Consider the following 18,622-nt stretch of genomic DNA (forward strand, 5'->3'; position numbering starts at 1 on the left):
GGGGGGATGGGGATGCTGGTCCGTTTCTGGGGCACTCGCGGGTCGCTACCCGTCGCAGCCACCGCCGCCATTGTGCAGGACAAGGTCGCCGCCGCGCTCTTGGCCGCATCGGGCCGCAGCTTTGCCGATATCGATGAAGCGCGCCGCTTTGCCCGGGACGAGCTGGACTTCGCCACAAGCGGCACCTTTGGCGGCGCCACCACCTGTGTCGAGATAGAGGCCGGCGATCCCGCCAATGGCGACCCCTATATCATCTGCGACATGGGCAGCGGGCTGCGCGGCTTCGGGCTGGATGCGATGCGCCGCTGCGGCCAGGGCCATGCGCGGGTCTATCATTTCTTCATGTCGCACCTGCACTGGGACCATATCATGGGCTTCCCGTTCTTCGTGCCGGCGTTCGACCCAAATGCGCATATCATTATCCATGCAGGCCATGAGGACGCGGAAGAGGCGCTGCGCCGCCAGCAGGAGGAAATCTCCTTCCCGGTGAAGTTCGAATGGCTGCGCGCCAAGATCGAGTTCCGCACGCTGAAGGCCGGGGAAACCTATCAGATCGGCGCGGTGCAGGTGGAGCTGATGGAGCAGCACCATTCGCACAGCAGCTTCGGCTATCGCTTCACCGATGCCGAGGGCAAGGTGGTGGTGTTCAGCACCGACAGCGAGCACAAGATGGACCGGATGGAAGGCGAGGCGGATGTCGAGCAGTTCTTCCGCGAGGCCGATCTGGTCATCTGCGATACCATGTATTCGCTCGCCGACAGCGTCTCGATGAAGGAAGACTGGGGCCATTCGAGCAACATCGTGGCGATCGACCTGTGCCATGGCGGGCACGCCAAGCGACTCGCGCTGTTCCATCACGAGCCTGTCTATTCCGATGCCGATATCGCCCGGATGCATGCCGAAAGCGTACGTTACGAGGAACTGACCCGCGAGCACGATCCGCTGGAGGTGCTGTGCGCCTATGACGGCCTCGAAGTCGCGCTCTAGCAAAGGACGCCCCGCCCTGCCGCCGCGCAACCTGTGGTTGGCGGCGCTGGCCGGACTCGCGCTGGCTGCCCTGCTCAGCATCGGCCTGAACCCGCGCGCGCACAATGCCGTGTTCGACGGCTGGCAGCGGATTGCCCCGCGTGATCTGGCGCAAAGCCAGGTGCGGGTGGTGGCCATCGGTGATGAGAGCCTCGACGTCATCGGCAGCTGGCCCTGGCCGCGCCGGGTGCTGGCAACGATGACCCAGCGCATTGCCGAGGGCGGTGCGGCAGCGATCGGCTTCGATATTCTGTTTGTCGAGCCCGACGCGGTCAGCCCCACCCGCTTCTCGCGCCTCTATGCGCCGGACGATCCCGCGATCCAGGCATGGATCGACGGGCTGGGCAGCATGGACAGCGAATTTGCCGACGCCATCAGCACCGCGCCGGTGGTGCTGGGCCGCGCGGGCGTGAGCCTGGGCGGTGCGGATCCGGCCAACCTCACCCAATGGGCGACGCTCAACGGCACGCCGCCTGCCGCCCTGCCCCGCTATCCACTGGTGCAGAGCAATCTCCAAGCCCTGGAAGCGCGCGCGCCCGGGTTCGGGATGCTCAACGGAGCGCCCGATGGCGATGGCGTGGTACGCAGCGTGCCGCTGATCATGAAGACCGGCGAAGCGCTGGTCCCCGGGCTGGCGCTGGAACTGGTGCGCGTGGCGCTGGAGCAGCGGACGGGCACCGATCCCGAGATCACACTGGCGCCGGGCAGTGTCACCATCGGCCAGCGCAGCATCCCGGTCGACGAACAGGGCCGCATGCGCCTGCATTTTGCCGAAATCCCGGCGCGCCATGTCTATTCCGCGATCGAGATCATGTCGCAGGAGTTCGACCTTCGCCAGCTCAAGGACAAGATCGTCGTCATCTCGCTGACGGCGGAGGGCTCGCCCGATATCGTCGCGACGCCCCTGGGATCGGAAATGTTCGGCGTGCTGGTCCAGGCACAGGCCGCCGATGCGATCGGCAGGGGCGGGTGGCTGACACGGCCGATCTGGGGCAAGGCGGCGGAATGGGCCGTCGGCGCAGCGCTGGCGATCGTCCTGCTGTTTCTCTCCACCGGCCAGAGCCGCAGCCGCTGGCTGGTGCTGCTGGGCGCTGCTGCCGGGCTGCCGCTGGTGAGCTTTCTGCTGTTCCGCTTTGGCGACATCTTGTTCGACCCCATCCGCCCGCTGCTGCTGGGCAGCGGCAGCGCGCTGGCGGTGTTCGCGGCGCTGTTCACCGAGGCGCGGCGCGAGCGCGCGGTGCTGCGCGACGCGCAGAACCGCAGCGAAGGCGAGCTGGGCGCGGCGCGCGCGATCCAGCTTGGCATGCTGCCCGATCGCGCCGCACTGGCCAGGCTCGATCCGCGCATCGACATCGCCGCGCAGCTTGAGGCCGCCAAGTCGGTCGGCGGCGATTTCTACGATATCATCCGGCTCGACCAGGACCGCATCGTCATCCTGATCGCCGATGTCACCGGCAAGGGCGTGCCCGCCGCGCTGTTCATGGCGCTGTCCAAGGCGCTGTCGCGCAGCGTGCTGCTGCGCAGCCCCGGCGGGCTGGCAGAAACCGCCGCGATGCTGAACGAGGAGCTGATGCGCGACAGCGGCGATGCGCTGGGCCTCACCATGCTGCTGGGGATCATCGACCTTGCCACCGGACGCGCCGAATTCGTCAATGCCGGGCACGACAATCCGCTGCGCATCACCACTGACGGCCAGGTGAGCGAGGAGGCGATGGAGGGCGGCCCGCCCTTCTGCATCATGGACTATCCCTGGCCGGCCGAGGAGATCGTGCTCAAGCCTGGCGAGGCCTTGGTGCTGATCACCGACGGCGTGACCGAGGCGCAGAATCGGCAGGAGCAGCTGTTCGGCAATGATCGCACCCGTGCTGCGCTGCTCGCCGATCAGAGCAGCGCCGGCGCGATGGTCGCCAGCCTGCGCGGCGCGGTGCGCGCCTTTGAGGATGGCGCGGATGCGAGCGACGACCTTACCGTGGTTGCCTTCCGCTATCTGGGTGCTAATCCGGCCGCGTAACAGGCAGGAGGCCCCATGTCCGACAGTGCAAGACCCCGGCGCAGCGCGCTGTACATGCCCGCCTCCAACCCGCGCGCGCTGGCCAAGGCACGCAGCCTGCCCGCCGATGTGATCATCCTCGACCTGGAGGATGCCGTCGCGCCCGAAGCCAAGGAGGACGCGCGCGCTGCGGCCATTGCGGCAGCGGCAGAGGGCGGCTTTGGTCATCGCGAACTGATCATCCGCATCAATGCGCTCGACACGCCCTGGGGCAAGGATGATCTCGCCGCCGTGGCGCATGCCGAAGTGGACGGCGTGCTGGTGCCCAAGGTCATGCGCCCTGCCGACATCACTGCCTGCAACGCGGCTTTGGCCGATGCGCCATCACGGCTGAAGCTCTGGGCGATGATCGAGACCTGCGCGGTGGTGCCGCATCTGGATGGGCTTGCGGCGCTGGGCGGTTCGACCCGGCTTTCTACCTTTGTCATGGGCGTGAACGATCTCGCCAAGGAAATGCGCGCGCGGCTGACACCCGAGCGCACGCCCTTCCTGCCGATCCTGACGCTCACCGTGGCAGCCGCGCGCGCGCATGGCGTCGCGGTGCTCGACGGGGTGTGCAACGAATTCCGCGATCTTGACGTGTTCGGGGCCGAAGCGCGCCAGGGGCTGCTGTTCGGTTTTGACGGCAAGACGCTGATTCATCCCGATCAGGTCGCACCCTGCAACGCCATCTTCTCACCCAGCGCGGATGAACTCGCCTGGGCCCATGCGGTGATCGCCGCCTTCGCGCTGCCCGAAAATGCCGGCAAGGGCGCGATCCGGGTCGAGGGCAAGATGGCCGAATTGCTGCACCTCGAACAGGCGCGGCAGCTGGTGGCGATTGCAGAACGGATCGCGGCAGCGGGCTAGCTCAAACTGCGCGGTTCTTGCGGCGCAAGTCGCCCTTGCACCGTTCTGAGCAGGTTTTCACATTGTCCCAGTCGCGCGCCCATTTCTTGCGCCAGGCAAAGGGGCGCCCGCACGCTTCGCAGGTCTTTTCGGGCAGGGTCGACTTGGTATAGCGCTTGTCCGGCATTTCGCGGATATGGGCGCGCCTGCACGGGCCTGCCAGAGGCACCGGCAAATTTGCACGCGCCACCTTGCCCGGCGGTGCGCCCGCGCTATCGTGGGCCCATGCGCACCCTTGCCCTGGCCCTTGCCGCCCTCAGCCCGCTCGCCCTCCCGGCTCCGCTTCTCGCCCAGACCGAAGAGGTCATGGTGGACGTCGAGGAAAAATCGATCCCCGAACTCGCAACGATGCTGAGCTCAGGCCAGGCCACCAGCGAAGACCTGGTGCAGGCCTATATCAACCGGATCGCCCGGATCGATGAAGACGATAGCGTTCAGCTCAACAGCGTGATCGCCCTGCTGCCCGACGCTCGGCGCGAGGCGCAGAGGCTCGATGCCGAGCGCAAGGCCGGAAAGCTGCGGGGGCCGCTCCACGGCATCCCGATCCTGATCAAGGACAATATCGAGGCCAAGGGCTCCATCCCCACCACGGCGGGCTCTACCGCGTTGCTCGCCAACGTGACTGACCGCGATGCGCCGCTGGTCACCCGGCTGCGCGCGGCGGGCGCGATCATCCTGGGCAAGACCAATCTGTCGCAATGGGCCAATATCCGCTCGAACGATTCGGTCAGCGGCTGGTCGAGCGTCGGCGGGCTGGTGAAGAACCCCTATGCGCTCGACCGGAACGCCTGCGGTTCGTCCTCGGGCAGCGGCGCTGCGGCGGCCGCAAGCCTGGCGGCGGCAACGATCGGCACCGAAACGGACGGCTCGATCATCTGCCCCTCGTCGATCAACGGGCTGGTCGGGTTCAAGCCGACGCTGGGCCTCGTCTCGCGCACCCATTTGATCCCGATCAGCCACAGCCAGGATACTGCAGGGCCGATGGCGCGATCGGTCACCGATGCCGCTCTGGTGCTGACCGCGCTCGCCGGGTCCGACCCCGCCGACCCGGCAACAGCCGAGGCCGATAGCCGCAAGACCGATTATGCCGCCGATCTATCAGCCGATTATCTCAAAGGCGTACGCATTGGCGTGCTGATGGACCGGCGCGGCGGCAATGCGAAGGTGCAGGCCGCCTTTGGTGCGGCGCTCGAAAAGCTGAAGGCAGCGGGCGCGCAGCTGATCGAGATCAAGGACAGCCGCACCGGGCTTGAAGGGCTTGGCGAGGCGGAGTTCAAGGTGCTGATGACCGAGCTCAAGGCCGACCTCAACGCCTATCTCGCGAGCACGCCGCCCGAAGTGACGGCGCGGACACTGAAGGACGTCATCGCCTTCAACACCGCGCAGGCCGAAACCGAGCTGGCCTGGTTCGATCAGTCGCTGTTCGATCTGGCCGAAACCCAGAAGGGGCTCGACGATCCCGAATACAAGGACGCGCTGGCCAAGGCAAAGCGGCTCGCGGGTGCAGAGGGCATCGACAAGCTGCTGAAAACGCACAACGTGCGCTTCCTCGTCGGCCCCAGCAACGCGCCCGCCTGGGTCAGCGATCTGGTCAATGGCGATCACAGCATAGGGCCCAGCCAGAGCCAGCTGCCCGCCGTTGCCGGCTATCCGCACATCACCGTGCCGATGGGCTATGTCGCGGGACTGCCCGTCGGCCTGTCGATCATCGGCGGCCAGTGGCAGGACCATGCGGTGATCAAGGCCGGTTTCGCCTTCGAACAGGCGAGCAAGGCGCGGGTCGCACCGACTTACGCCGACAGCGCCGACGCCAGGGCGGACCCGATCGGGAAGTGACCGCCAAAAATCCTCCCCCAGCTTGCTGGGGGAGGATTGGGAAGATCGATTCTCCCGCCACGCCTCCTCTCCCGTCCCCCTGGGGAGGGGTGCCCGAAGGGCGGGGTGGGGTTGCACCCGCACTCAGTATGCTGGCCCACCCGGGCTCAGCTAGCTGAGCCTGCCCCTCCCGCACGCGTGAGGGGAGAGAGCAGGGAGGAGAGCCTCCCTCCCACCTTGATGGGAAAGGGCTTTGGCGGCGCAATCAGGCGATCACAGCCCCAGGATATGCTTGGCTATGTGGTAGATGCTGTGCTGTTCGAGCGTGCCGTGGAAAAGCTGCGCCTGCGGGCCGGCGGCCTTCAGCACCACATCCTCGCCGCCATGCGTCTCGCCCGAGGTCGGGACGAGCGACTGCTGCAGATAGTTGAGCGCGGCGGTATCCTCTTGCGCCGGGTCGGCGCGCTGTTCGCCCACCTTGGCACCCGGGCCATTGGCATAGCCGAGCGTGGTATAGGCCTTGCCGTCCTTGGCGGTGATCGGCTCGCCATCTTCGGTGACGCTGGCGAGGCCGAAGATCGAATTGCCGCGCGGCGGATAGCCCGCAATGGTGAAGACATGGCTATGGTCGGCAGTGACCAGCACCAGCGTCTCGTCCAGATTGACGAGTTCGAGCGCCTTGGCGATCGCGGCATCGAGCGCGACGGTATCGTCGAGCGCGCGGTGCGCATTGCCGCCATGATGCGCATGGTCGATGCGTCCGCCCTCGACCATCAGCACATAGCCCTGGTCAGACGTGCCCAGCTTCTTCACCGCCAGCTCGACCATCTCGGCCAGCGAGGGCTCGCCCGCCTTGTCGCCTGCCCGGTCGGCCTCGAACTGCATATGGCTGGGCTCGAACAGGCCGAGCACCGGCGCACTGTCCGCCGGGTTCAGTGAAGCGAACTGGCTGGCATTCCAGACATACTGGCCCTTGGGGTGCTTTTTCTTCCATTCGGACACCAGGTCGCGGCCATCCTTGCGTGCACCCTTCTTGTCGGCATATTCGGGGTCCGATTGCGTGTTGGGCATGAACGCGGCACGACCGCCGCCCATCACCAGCTTCAGCCCCCTGGCGTGCGGCCATTCGATCAGCTGGCGCGCGATATCGCGGCAATTGGCCCCGGCGGGGACTTCGCTGTCCGCCTCCCAGTTGCGATCGACGCTGTGCGCATAGGTGGAGGCTGGCGTTGCATGCGTGATGCGCGCAGTGGAGATGACGCCCAGCGCCTTGCCTGCGCTTTCGGCCTGTTCGAACAGCGTCGGCACGTCCTTGCCCGCCGCCGTCTCGCACTTGCCGCGCAGCGCTGCGGGTGCCACCGACAGCATGCCCGACCGGGTCTTGGTGCCGGTGACCAGTGCGGTTGCGGTTGCAGCGGAATCGGCGACCTGGAAATCGTGGCTATAGGTCTTCACCATCGCCGAATAGGGCAGCGAATCGATGACCGTTTCGTTCGATTCGCCATCGCGCCCGGCCTTCTGCCCTTCCCAGATGCGCCCGGCGGTCAGCGTGCTGACGCCCATGCCATCGCCGATGAAGATGATGAGGTTCTTCGCCCGGCCATTGCGCGCCGGCATCGCCAGACGCGCCTGCAACTGAGCCTGGCCCTGGGCAGCATAATCCGCTGCGGTCTGCTCGCCGCGCTCCTTGTCGGGTGCGGCTTCCTTGGGCGCATTGTGCTGCGCCAAGGCGGGGGCAGCCCACAGGGTGGCCAGGCACAACAGGGTGGCGAGCGGACGGTTCATCTGGGCAGTCTCCTCCATCTAACTGCGCCGCTCTGTCACGAACGGGTGACAAATTCGAGACTTTTCCCCGCAGCCAGTCTGCAATCGTTTGCACGCCATTGACGCACAGGCTTGACCGCAGCCATTTTGCATTGCAGCATCGCAGCATGGCCGACATTGACACCGCTTCCCTCGCCCCGATCAGTCAAAATCCCGATATCCGCTATCTTGGCCGGATATTGGGCGACGTCATCCGCGCCTATGGCGGCGAAAAGCTGTTCCGGCAGACCGAATATATCCGTTCCGCCAGTGTCGACCGGCACCGCGGCATCGAAGGTGCGGACTCGATCGATACCGGGCTGGAGGCGCTGAACCTCGACGATACCCTGTCTTTCGTGCGCGGCTTCATGCTGTTCTCGATGCTCGCCAACCTGGCCGAGGACCGGCAGGGCGTGGCGCAGGAAAACGGCGCGACAGTGGCCGAAGCGGTTGAGCGGCTGCGCGACCATGGGGTGGACGATGATGCCATTGCCGAGTTGCTGGGCCACAGCCTGATCGTCCCCGTGCTCACCGCGCACCCCACCGAAGTGCGCCGCAAGTCGATGATCGACCACAAGAATCGCGTCGCCGACCTGATGAAGCTGCGCGACGCGGGGCTGGATGAAACACCCAGCGGCGACCGCATCGACGAGGCGCTGCACCGCCAGATCGCGCTGCTCTGGCAGACGCGCCCGCTGCGCCGCGAGCGGCTGTTCGTCGCCGACGAGGTCGAGAATGCCCGCGCCTATATGCAGGACGTGTTCCTGCCGGTGCTGCCGATGCTCTATGCGCGATGGGAACGCGTGCTGGGCCATCGCCCGCCCGCCTTTCTGCGGCTGGGCAGCTGGATTGGCGGCGACCGCGACGGCAACCCCTTTGTCACCGCCGACGCGCTCCGCCATGCGCTCGGGCGTCAGGCGGAAACGGCTCTGGTCTATTATCTCGACGGCGTCCACGCGCTGGGCCAGGACCTCAGCATCGCCACCGGCCTGTCGCAGACCCCCGACGCCGTGCAGGCGCTTGCCGAAAAGAGCGGCGACAATGCGCCGAGCCGCGCCGACGAGCCCTATCGTCGCGCATTGGCCGGCATTTACGCCCGGCTGTGCGCCACGCATGTGGCGCTGACCGGCAAGCAGCCGCCGCGACCCTCTGCCATCGAAGGCGAAGCCTATGCCACGCCCGGCGAGCTGCGCCACGATCTGGCGGTGCTGGCCAATGGCCTCGCCGATGATGGCGCAGGCATTCTCGCCAGCGGCGGTGCGCTGGGCCGGCTGATCCGCGCGGTCGAGATTTTCGGATTCCACCTCGCCACGCTCGACTTGCGCCAGAACAGCGATGTGCACGAACGCGTGGTCGGCGAACTGCTCAAGGTCGCAGGCGTCTGCCCCGATTATTCGGCGCTGGACGAAGCCGCCCGCATCGCGCTGCTGCGCGCGGAACTGGGCCATGCACGGCCGCTGATCAACCGCTGGCACGACTATGGCGAGGAGACGGTCAAGGAGCTCGCGATCATCGAGGCAGCGGCTCAGGCGCATGCGCTGTACGGGCAGCAGGCGATCACCGCATACAATATCAGCAAGGCCGAAAGCGTGTCCGACATGCTCGAGGTCAACTTGCTGCTCAAGGAGGCCGGGCTCTACCGCCCGGGCGCTGTTCCGCATGCCGCGATCATGGCGGTGCCGCTGTTCGAGACGATCGGCGACCTTGAAAATGCGCCGCAGATCATGCGCGCCTATTTCGCGCTGCCCGAGATCGCCGCGCTGGTGAAGGCGCGCGGTTATCAGGAAGTGATGGTCGGCTATTCGGACAGCAACAAGGATGGCGGCTATCTCACCTCCACCTGGAGCCTCAACCATGCCAGCCGCGCGCTCGCCAAGGTGTTTGCCGAAACCGGCATCGCGATGCAGCTGTTCCACGGGCGCGGCGGCGCGGTGGGGCGCGGCGGCGGGTCGAGCTTTGCCGCGATCCGCGCGCAGCCCAAGGGCACGGTGCAGGGCCGCATCCGCATCACTGAACAGGGCGAGGTCATCGCCGCCAAATATGGCACGGTGGAAAGCGCCGAGCTGAATCTCGAGGCGATCACCTCTGCCGCGCTCATCACGACGCTCGACCATGATGGCGTCAGCGAGGGCGACGAGGCGCGCTTTGCCGCAGCGATGGACATGATCTCGCGCGATGCCTTCCGCGCCTATCGCAACCTGGTCTATGGCACCGAAGGCTTCAACCAGTTCTTCCGCGCCGCCACGCCGATCAGCGAGATTGCCGACCTGAAGATCGGATCGCGCCCCGCCAGCCGTTCCAAGAGCCAGCGGATCGAGGATCTGCGCGCCATTCCCTGGGTGTTCAGCTGGGCGCAAGCGCGCATCATGCTGCCCGGATGGTATGGCGTCGGCCAGGCTTTGGGCGGCTTTGCCGACAAGGGGCTGCTCAAGAGCATGGCCGAGGGCTGGCCGTTCTTCCAGGCGCTGCTCGGCAATATGGAGATGGTGCTCGCCAAGTCCGACATGGGCATCGCGCGCCACTATGCCGGGCTGGTCCCCGACGAGGCCTTGCGCGACATGGTCTTCGGCCAGATCACATCGGGCTGGAACGCGGCGCACGACAATCTGCTGAGCATCACCGGCCAGTCGCGGCTATTGGCCAACAACCCCGCGCTCGACACCTCGATCCGGCTGCGTCTGCCCTATATCGAGCCCCTGAACCTGCTGCAGATCGAACTGATCAAGCGTCACCGCGCGGGCGAGACCGACGAGCGCATTCCCGAAGGCATCCAGCTGTCGATCAACGCAATCGCGACCGCGCTGAGGAACAGCGGGTGATGGGTATCGGCAGCGCTATCTGATTTCGGTCCTGCCGTGACCGTGCGGGAAGACGATCCTTTTCGCGCCAAACGCGGTTTGGGCCGCGCTGCGCCAGCGGTCGAGCTCGGGAATGTCGGTCTCGATGTCCTCGGGATAGAGATAGGTGATCCGCACGTCTGTGCCACGGACAAGATAATGGATCTCGTCCCAGCGGCTGCTGAGCGGCTCCAGGGCCCAGAGCTCGAGCAGCGCGTCGCGATACTTGGCATAGTCCGGCTGAGCGAAGGCGATATAGCTGCCACGATCCAGGAAACGCGCGATGCTGATGTAGCGGCTTTCCACTATCGCGACCATCAATGTGCCAAGCGGACTGAAATTGGTCTCCGCGCGAAGGGTCGAGGCGAGATCGGCAAGGAGGTCAGCTTTCCATCGCCTTGCGCCCAGATTCCACATTGTTGCCCCCTTATCGTCCAGAAAGCATGGCTCTGCGCGTTACTCAGCGCATCTTTGTGCGCCAACCCGAGCGTGGAAGTTTCTGGGCATCGCTCGGCATCGGCGGATATCTGATCGGAAAATCCCCGAAATAGGAAATTACAAATGACTCTCGGTCATCATACGGCAGCTGATCTTCGGGAACATCCTGCGGATACACTATTTTTGATGATGCCCCTCCATCTTTGATAAATATTTCTATTCCCAGCGGTACCTTGCCAGCAGGCGGAACAAACCTCAGATCATCGAGTAGATCTACGTTTTTGAACTCATCTTCGGTAACAAAGATATACTCGACAAATCGTTGTCTGCCTACATAAACCGAATAACGGACGCCGCCGTCAAGGTCAGCCAAAACGAGGATTCCTCGATTGTCGACTCCATGTTTATGGACAAGGTTGCAGGCGACGTCATGAACGATATCAGCCATTTCGATCTGCCAGTCCTTCATTTTTTCCTCCGCACTTGGGGCTTTACAGGAAAATGACCGGGGCGATTGTCTATCTTTTCATAGACGGTCGGTCCTCCAGTGCTATACCAGATATGCACGAAGTCCGGCCGTCTCGATCCTGTCGGATAGTCTATCTTCATCTTGAACGACACATCCTTGCCTGCGGCTTGCGCGTCCGCCCATGTCTGCTCGACCACGCGGTAACGGCCTCTGTTGGACGCCCTGTCCTGCGCAAAATGGTTGAAGGCATCATTGGGGCCGTTGAACCGATGCGCGATGAAATGGCCACCATCATCGGTGGGGAGCCGGTCAGGCTTGCCCGCATTGCGCTGTGCCGATCTCGACCGCGGCGTCTGCGCTTCGGTGCCCAGCTTCGGCACATCGATTTCATGCGGGTCGCCCTTGTCGTCCAGGTGATAGATATAGCCGTTGCGCTCGACAGGCCGCCATGGCGAGGGAGCGGCAGGCCGAATTGGTATCGGTTTGGCCCGAGGCTTCGGCCAAGGGGCTGGCGTAGCGGGCAACCAGCCCGGAAAGTTACGGCCTCCGCGCGATGTTGGCTTTGGTTTGGCCTTTGGCTCTGGCTTGGCCGGCAAAGGCTTTCCGAACGCCCCGGTTGCACCCGCGCCGCCGAACGATCCGCCGCCGGGTTTAACCTTGTCGCGCTTGCGTGGTTTCCCGGAAGCCGAGGAGCCTGCGCTACCAGAACCATAACGCCGCCCTTGGTCGGCAAAGGTGAAGCGCCCGTCGTCCGGATCGTGCCAGGGGTTGAACTTGCGCTCGATCGCCGCGCTCGCGTCAGGATCGGGCCAGCGCCCTGTTCGCAACCAGAGTGCAAAACTGCTTTGCTGCCCATGCGCCGATTCCCGCATCTTGCCGCTCCTGTGAGGAAAAACGGCAAGAACATATCAGCAACATTTTCCAACAAGTCAATCATGCGCGGGCCGTCCAGTGCAACTCAGAGCATTGAAATGATCCGCTTCGGATCCATCTCGACGGTCTTGGACATCGCAAAAAGAAACGGCGGCGAACCCATAAGGTCCGCCGCCGCCTGTTACCTTCGAAGGGGAAGGTTTACTTCTTTTCGGTGGTCGTGCCCGGCACTTCGCTGGGAGCGATTTCGCCATTGTCGTCCATCGCATTGGCCTTTTCTTCGCCGGCCGCTTCAACCGCATCAGCCTGGTTTTCCAGAGCGTCTTCCTGGGCTTCGGTCGGGGCTTCATCAGCCATGTTTTCCAGCGCGTCGGCTTCGGCTTCAGCCTGGTCTTCGACCTTGTCGGCCTGCTCGCTCTGGCAGGCGCCGAGGCTGATGAGGCCGATGCTGGCAACGCTGGTAAGAATCAGTTTACGCATGTTTCGCTCCACTACCCTGTTTCATGCACAATGCATGAACGCCTCAACGGGCAGCCGCGCAGAGGGTTGCAAAGCCTCGTGAATTTTTTCGCGCGCGCATGATGCGGCACGGCTCTGGACACGCGCCTAGCCAAAGCGCACCAAAGCTGCTTAAGAGCATCCGGGATCAGGCTTGGACATATCGCTTTGACATCATCGCCGCCGCACACTGACCCCATGTCACCGGATTCCGCATCCGGACCGGACACCGCTGCGCCGGCCAAGGATGGCGGCGACATCCAGGCGCTGGCCAAGGGCGGACGCACCAATTTCTTCGGCTTCTTGCTGCGGCTGGCGGCGCGGCTGCCATTCCTGTTCATCGCCGGTCGGCTCTATGGCGCCGAAGCGCTGGGACGGTTTGCCTATGCCGTGCTGGTGGTCGAGTTCGCCGCGCAACTGGCCACGCTGGGGCTGAAGCGCGGCCTGGCAGCGCAGCTCGCGCGAACATCGCGCCCGCACGCGCAGGTTGTGGCCGATGGCATGCTGGTCAGCTTCATCGCATCGGCCATTGCCGCCACCCTGTTGATGCTGCTGCCCGAGATCATGTTCCCGAACAGCGCGGCGGGCGAGATCGACCGGCTGCTGCCGCTGGTCATCCTGGCGGTGGCGGGGTCCGATGTGGCGCTGGCCGCGCTCGCCTATCGCTTCGACATCGCGGCCACCGTGCGCGCGCGATCGGTCATCGAGCCATGGACGATCAGCATCACCGCGTGGATCTTCTTCTATCTCACGCCCACCGACGGGCTGATATTGTCCTATATCGCCTCGATGGTCGCCGCGTTCATCGCCTCGATCATTCCGATGCTGCGCAATTACGGCGTGCCGACCGGGTGGCGGCCGCGTCCGCTCAAGCTGCTGCGCATGGCGCGGCGCAATGCCCCGCTGGCCGCTGCCGATGCCATCGAATGGGGCAGCAGGCGGCTCGATCTGGCGGTGCTGGGCCTGTTCGCCGCGCCCGCCGTGGTCGGCATCTATTATATCGCGCAGCAGGTCGCCAGCCTGCCGCAGAAGCTCAAGACCAGCTTCGATCCGATCCTGGGCCCCGTCATTGCGCGCAACCTGCAAGTCGGCAAGATGGCCGAGATCGCCCGCCAGGTGAGCCAGGTCGGCTTCTGGATCATCGCCGCGCAATTGGGCGTCGCGCTCGCGCTCGGCATTCCGGGCGAAGGCGTGATGGGGCTGGTCGGCCCCAATTTCGTTGGCGGCACCGGCGCACTCGCCTTCCTGCTGGCAGCAGAGGTTGTCGCGGCGACCGCGGCGGTGAGCGAGGCCGCGCTTGTCTATATCGCGCGCCACCGCAACCTGATGATCTCGCTCGCCATGCTGGCGCTGCAGGGCGGCCTCAGCGTCGCCTTGATCCTGACCGCGCAAGCCCTGGGTCTGCCACCGCTGTTCCAGGCGGCGAGCGTTGCACTGGCGCTGGCGCTCGCACTGGGCTTTGCCTCGATCGTCAAGGCGCGGCTGCTGTCGAAACTGCTCGGCGCGCCGGTCAATGGCTGGCGCTGGGCCTTGGTCTGGGCGGGCGCGGCGGCGACGGCGGTGGGTTGGGGCTTTACCAAGCTGCCCGAATGGGCGGAGCTCGCCTTTGGCATCCCCGCCATCCTGGGCGTCTATGGCTGGGTGATCTGGCGGCGCGGCTTCGGCCCCGAAGATCGCGAACTGTTCCGGATGCGCAAGACCAGCGCGGATTAGGCTCTAGAATTCGGCGAGCAACCGGCCAAGCCCGGCGATCTGGTCATCGATGCCGCAGGCGCGCAGCGCGTGCCAATAGGTCGCGGTGTTGATCGCGATCACCGGCTTGCCGCGCGCGGCTTCCTGCTCGGCCGCCAGATCGACCATCGACAGGTTGGTGCCGACCTGCACCACCGCATCGACCTCCGGCCCGTCGAGATGGTCGATCACCTCGCGCAGCCGATCAGGCGTCACCTTGGCGATATCGGTCCAGCAGCGGCATTGCAGCGGCACATCGCGGACCACCTGAAAGCCTGATTCCTCGAGGAAGCGCCGCACCTCGGCATTGGCGACCGGGTAATAGGGCGAGACGAAGCTCACCGTCTTCACCTGGCCATAGGCCTTGAGCGCCGCTGCGATCGATTCTGCGCCGGTGCTCGCACCCACGCCTGCGACCGCCTCGACCTTGCGCTTGAAGTCGACCGAGCCCTGGACACCGCCGTAAAAGGTGATCGCCGACATGCCGAGCACCAGATAATCGGGGCGGCAGGTCATGACCGAGCGCACCGCGTCCATCGTGTTCTCGGCAATCGCGGTGGTCCCGGCGATGAAATCCTCGTTGGAGAGCGCGACCGGATCCTCGACATAGATGCGCGAGAAATGGTTGGTCACGCCTTCGGGGCGCATCCGCTCCATGTCCGGCTGAACCACCGTGTTGGTCGAGGGCGCAACCACCCCCAGCAGCCTGCGCCAGCCCAGCACATCGCCCATGGTCGAACCTCCTTCAGCTATGCCTGCAAGGCGGCGCAATCAGTTGATGGCACGCGCCTTGTCCAGGCTGTCGAACATCGCCTGTTTCAGCAGATAGGCACGGCGGCGCTCGTCATCCTGCTGGATGGCCAGCATCGCCTCGCGGCGGCGCTTGTGCCCCTCGCCCGCACCGCCGCGGATAAAGGCCATGTTCTCGATCGTCTGCGCCTGGGTGAAATCATGCGTCACCTGGCGACGCTGGCGGTCGAAAAGCTCCAGCGACCCATTGGCCTTGCCACTTTTCAAGGCTGGTTGCAGCTTCTCGAACAGGTTGAACGCATCGTGCAGCCCCGAATTCATCCCGAAACCGCCGAGCGGGTTGTTGAGATGCGCCGCATCGCCGATCAGCATCACCCGGCCTTCGAGGAAGGATTTGGCCACCCGCTGATGCACCCGATAGAGCGTGCGGTGGAAGGTCTTGACCTCCGCGCCATGGCCGATCAGCCGCTTGAAAATGGCGTTCTTGCGTTCATCGGAGCGCAGATCGTCATCGCTGGCCGCGCCATCGGTGGGCAGCAGCACGCGCCAGACCGAGGGCACCTTGAGCAGCACCAGCCACTCTTCGGGATCGGACACGTAATTCACATAGGCCAGGTTATCGAGATAGGCGGTGAGGTCCTCATCGGTCGAAAGGCACAGGAACCGTTCGGGATAGGTAAAGCCGTCGAACTCGATCCCCAGCCATTTGCGCACCACGCTGTTCGCGCCGTCGGCGGCGATCAGAAAGTCGCACGCGATCTCCTGGATCGCGGTCGGGCTTTCGACGAACACGGTGACGCCCTTGTCGTCCTGCGCGAAGGACAGCAGCCGGTGGTTGAAGCGCACCTGCGCGCTGGGATAGCGGGCGAGACCCTCGGCCAGCGCTCGCGAAAGATGATATTGCTCGCACTGGATGCGGAAGGGATAGCGCGTGACATCGGCAAGTTCGCTGAGGTCAAAGTCGATGACCTCGCCCGATTGCCGGTCGCGCCAGTGATAGACCGGCGCCTTCAGGCCGCGTGCCAGCAGCATCGGGGTCACATCGACCTCGTCGAGCATTTCCAGCGTCGGCGGGTGGAAGGTGGAAGCGCGCAGATCCTGGGCGCAATCCTCGTTCGCCTCGAGCACGATAACATCCGCGCCCTGTTTGGCCAGCAGGGTCGCCATGGTCGTGCCAACCGGCCCGGCCCCGACAATCACCACCTGGCAACGTTCCTTTGCGGACATCCGTCCTGCCCCTCGTCTTATCTGCTCTCTGGCTAGAAAACCGGCGCGGCTGCTGATGCGGCCTTGGCGCAAACTATCCACCGTGCGACCAACAGGCCGGGCCGCACGGTGGGCGTGCCTTCGGGATCACTCGTCCATCGGGCCGTGGCCCTTCTTCCAGATCAGCATCACGCGGGTGAATTCGCACACCACCTCGCCGCGCTGGTTCTTGCCGATGGTCTTGATGGTGACGATGCCCTGGGTCGGGCGCTTGTCGCTCTCGCGCTTTTCCAGCACCTCGGATTCCGAATAGAGCGTGTCGCCCGCGAACACCGGCTTGAGCAGGCGGATTTCCTTCCAGCCCAGATTCGCCACCGCCTTCTGGCTGACGTCGGAAACGCTCTGCCCGGTCATGATCGCGACAGTCAGCGGCGATGCGACCAGGGGTTTGCCGAATTCGGTCTTGGTGGCGAAATTGGCATCGCAATGCGCCGGGTGCTGGTTCATCGTCAGCAGCGAGAACCAGATATTGTCGGTCTCGGTAATCGTCCGTCCGGGACGATGCTCGTAGACATCGCCGACGATGAACTCTTCGAAGAAACGGCCATAGGTTTCGCGGTAACGCTGCGGCCCCACTTCGGTCACGCCATCACGCATCGATCATTCCCCTTGCTTTGCTTGCAGCCCCGACAACCGGGCACAGGCTCATTGCTGGCAGGAGAGCGCCGAGTTCACCGCTGTCGCACGCGGCTATCCGCTGTGCGGCCAGTGGCGGGCGCAGCAGGGTTGCGGGCCAGGTGATTGCGGATAACCTTGCCGCATGCGCATCACCCGCCACTATCTGACGATCGGCCAACGCCGCGTGCATTACCGCATGTGCGGGCTTGGCCCGCCGCTGCTGCTGATCCACCAGAGCCCGCGATCGTCCGCCGAATATGATGGCGTGATGCAGCAATGGGGGGAGCGGTTCACCTGCATTGCGCCCGACTCTCCCGGCTTTGGTCAGTCCGATCCGCTGCCGATCGCGCGCCCGACGACCGAGGATTTTGCCGACGCGATCCTGGAATTTGCCGATGCGGCGGGTTTCAGCGGCATCGCGGCCTATGGCTTCCATTCGGGCGGCATCTTCCTGATGAACGCGCTCAAACGGCATCCCGAGCGCTTTGTCGCGCTCGCGGTCGGCGGCTATCCCTGTTTCTACCCGCATGAACTGGATGATGTCGGAGAGGCCTATCTGCGCCCCTTCCATCCCCAGCCTTATGGCGAGCATCTGTTATGGGCGTGGAACCGGATGCTCGAGCAGAGCTGGTATTTCCCCTGGTACAAGCCCGAACAGGCACGCCGCATGTCTGCCCCGCATGCCGACCCGGTGGTGCTGCACCCGCAGGTGATGGACCTGCTCGCCTCGGGCGATGCCTATCGCCACGGCTATCGCGCTGCGCTGTCTGCGGGGTTCGACGTGCCGCCTGCAGGGGCCGACGTGCCGCCCGCCTTTCTTTCCAGCTACAGCGCCGATCCGATGACCGCGCATATCGCGCGCTTTCCGCCGCTGCCCAGGGGGTGGGAAACCGCCGAGCAGCCCGACCCGGCGGCGCATGCTGCGGCCAATGCCGATTGGCTCGCGCGCTATCCCGCACCCGGCTTCACGCCGGCTCATGATGCGGACGCCGGGTTCCTCAGCGTGCAGGCAGGCGGCTTTGACGGGCTGATCCACTGGCGCGGCAAGGGCGACACCCTCAGCCTGCACGGCCCCGGCCGCTCGCTCGACCTGATAGGCGGGAATGGGCTGACCATCGATCTGCCGGGCCATGGCCTGTCCGATCCCTGGCCGGGCGAGCCGCCGGCGGACTGGGCGGCATGGCAGGCGGTGATCGATGCGGTCTGTGAAAAACTGGATGCAGCGTCGGTGACGCACGAGCCGCTGCTCGATGGCGACCCAGACCTGCTGTTCCCGGACCTGACGCCCGACCGCTATGGCAACCATCTGGTCAATGCCTGGGCGCTGCTGCGCGCCGGGCACGGCTTTGCACCGCGCTATGCGGTATCGCGCGAAACCATGACCCCGCTTGATGATGGCGCGATGGACCCGGAACGCCTTGCGCGCGAGCATCTCGCCCTGATCCGGTCGAGCGCGGCGCGGGCGCTGCACATCGCCCGTTTATCCACCAGGTGAACATCGCTGCCGTTTTGCGCTGGTGAACTAGCCGACCACCGGCATAGTGTCGCGACCCAATTGCA

At 65.0% G+C, this 18,622-nt stretch carries 16 protein-coding genes; 7 read left to right on the forward strand and 9 right to left on the reverse strand.

All coding sequences use genetic code 11. The features are described 5' to 3' along the window. Positions 1 to 12 precede the first annotated feature (12 nt). The 3 genes from OU999_11000 to OU999_11010 are packed head-to-tail and all read left to right on the forward strand — an operon-like array spanning position 13 to position 3,925. A complete protein-coding gene (locus OU999_11000) occupies positions 13 to 987 on the forward strand; it encodes an MBL fold metallo-hydrolase (GenBank protein ID WAC22288.1) in 975 nt (324 codons plus the stop codon). Next, complete coding sequence (locus OU999_11005; protein ID WAC22289.1) at positions 962 to 3,037, forward strand: CHASE2 domain-containing protein; 2,076 nt, start codon at positions 962 to 964, stop codon at positions 3,035 to 3,037. Before OU999_11000 ends, OU999_11005 begins: the two co-directional genes overlap by 26 nt. Before the next feature lie 15 nt (positions 3,038 to 3,052). Further along, positions 3,053 to 3,925 carry a CoA ester lyase gene (locus OU999_11010; protein ID WAC22290.1) on the forward strand — a complete coding sequence of 291 codons (873 nt, stop codon included), beginning with the start codon at positions 3,053 to 3,055 and terminating at the stop codon, positions 3,923 to 3,925. Between the two features lies 1 nt (position 3,926). On the opposite strand, the gene OU999_11015 is transcribed toward OU999_11010, so the two are convergent. Next, the gene (locus tag OU999_11015; protein WAC25411.1) at positions 3,927 to 4,091 is read right to left on the reverse strand and encodes a DUF2256 domain-containing protein; all 165 of its coding nucleotides are present in this window, start codon (positions 4,089 to 4,091) and stop codon (positions 3,927 to 3,929) included. Positions 4,092 to 4,189: 98 nt separating this feature from the next. Between OU999_11015 and OU999_11020 the strand changes: the two genes are divergently transcribed. Continuing rightward, the gene (locus tag OU999_11020) at positions 4,190 to 5,800 is read left to right on the forward strand and encodes an amidase (protein ID WAC22291.1); all 1,611 of its coding nucleotides are present in this window, start codon (positions 4,190 to 4,192) and stop codon (positions 5,798 to 5,800) included. Positions 5,801 to 6,052: 252 nt separating this feature from the next. Here the strand turns inward: OU999_11020 and OU999_11025 are convergent, their stop codons facing one another. After that, positions 6,053 to 7,564: an alkaline phosphatase gene (locus tag OU999_11025; protein ID WAC22292.1), complete on the reverse strand. Its 1,512-nt coding sequence runs from the start codon at positions 7,562 to 7,564 to the stop codon at positions 6,053 to 6,055. A gap of 146 nt (positions 7,565 to 7,710) precedes the next feature. Between OU999_11025 and ppc the strand changes: the two genes are divergently transcribed. Further along, the gene (ppc, locus tag OU999_11030; GenBank protein WAC22293.1) at positions 7,711 to 10,401 is read left to right on the forward strand and encodes a phosphoenolpyruvate carboxylase; all 2,691 of its coding nucleotides are present in this window, start codon (positions 7,711 to 7,713) and stop codon (positions 10,399 to 10,401) included. A 15-nt stretch (positions 10,402 to 10,416) separates the two neighbouring features. Here ppc and OU999_11035 read toward each other — a convergent pair whose 3' ends face one another. From OU999_11035 to OU999_11050, 4 genes are all read right to left on the reverse strand, one after another. Further along, positions 10,417 to 10,836 (reverse strand): hypothetical protein, encoded by a 420-nt coding sequence (locus OU999_11035; GenBank protein WAC22294.1) that lies wholly within the window; start codon positions 10,834 to 10,836, stop codon positions 10,417 to 10,419. 43 nt (positions 10,837 to 10,879) lie between these two features. After that, complete coding sequence (locus OU999_11040) at positions 10,880 to 11,326, reverse strand: hypothetical protein (protein ID WAC22295.1); 447 nt, start codon at positions 11,324 to 11,326, stop codon at positions 10,880 to 10,882. After that, positions 11,323 to 12,198 carry a DNA/RNA non-specific endonuclease gene (locus OU999_11045; protein ID WAC22296.1) on the reverse strand — a complete coding sequence of 292 codons (876 nt, stop codon included), beginning with the start codon at positions 12,196 to 12,198 and terminating at the stop codon, positions 11,323 to 11,325. Before OU999_11045 ends, OU999_11040 begins: the two co-directional genes overlap by 4 nt. A gap of 202 nt (positions 12,199 to 12,400) precedes the next feature. Further along, a complete protein-coding gene (locus OU999_11050; protein ID WAC22297.1) occupies positions 12,401 to 12,679 on the reverse strand; it encodes a hypothetical protein in 279 nt (92 codons plus the stop codon). A 216-nt stretch (positions 12,680 to 12,895) separates the two neighbouring features. Between OU999_11050 and OU999_11055 the strand changes: the two genes are divergently transcribed. Beyond that, positions 12,896 to 14,410: a lipopolysaccharide biosynthesis protein gene (locus tag OU999_11055; protein WAC22298.1), complete on the forward strand. Its 1,515-nt coding sequence runs from the start codon at positions 12,896 to 12,898 to the stop codon at positions 14,408 to 14,410. Positions 14,411 to 14,413: 3 nt separating this feature from the next. On the opposite strand, the gene OU999_11060 is transcribed toward OU999_11055, so the two are convergent. The 3 genes from OU999_11060 to OU999_11070 all read right to left on the reverse strand — a co-directional run bounded on the left by OU999_11060 (position 14,414) and on the right by OU999_11070 (position 17,041). After that, positions 14,414 to 15,160 (reverse strand): arylmalonate decarboxylase, encoded by a 747-nt coding sequence (locus tag OU999_11060; GenBank protein ID WAC22299.1) that lies wholly within the window; start codon positions 15,158 to 15,160, stop codon positions 14,414 to 14,416. A 39-nt stretch (positions 15,161 to 15,199) separates the two neighbouring features. After that, positions 15,200 to 16,405 carry an NAD(P)/FAD-dependent oxidoreductase gene (locus OU999_11065; GenBank protein ID WAC22300.1) on the reverse strand — a complete coding sequence of 402 codons (1,206 nt, stop codon included), beginning with the start codon at positions 16,403 to 16,405 and terminating at the stop codon, positions 15,200 to 15,202. 126 nt (positions 16,406 to 16,531) lie between these two features. After that, positions 16,532 to 17,041: a MaoC family dehydratase gene (locus OU999_11070; protein ID WAC22301.1), complete on the reverse strand. Its 510-nt coding sequence runs from the start codon at positions 17,039 to 17,041 to the stop codon at positions 16,532 to 16,534. 163 nt (positions 17,042 to 17,204) lie between these two features. Here OU999_11070 and OU999_11075 point away from each other — a divergent pair, with 163 nt between their 5' ends. Next, positions 17,205 to 18,557, forward strand: coding sequence for an alpha/beta fold hydrolase (locus OU999_11075; protein WAC22302.1), 1,353 nt, complete (start codon positions 17,205 to 17,207; stop codon positions 18,555 to 18,557). Positions 18,558 to 18,622: the final 65 nt, after the last annotated feature.

Source organism: Blastomonas sp. SL216 (assembly GCA_026625625.1).
GTDB lineage: Bacteria > Pseudomonadota > Alphaproteobacteria > Sphingomonadales > Sphingomonadaceae > Blastomonas.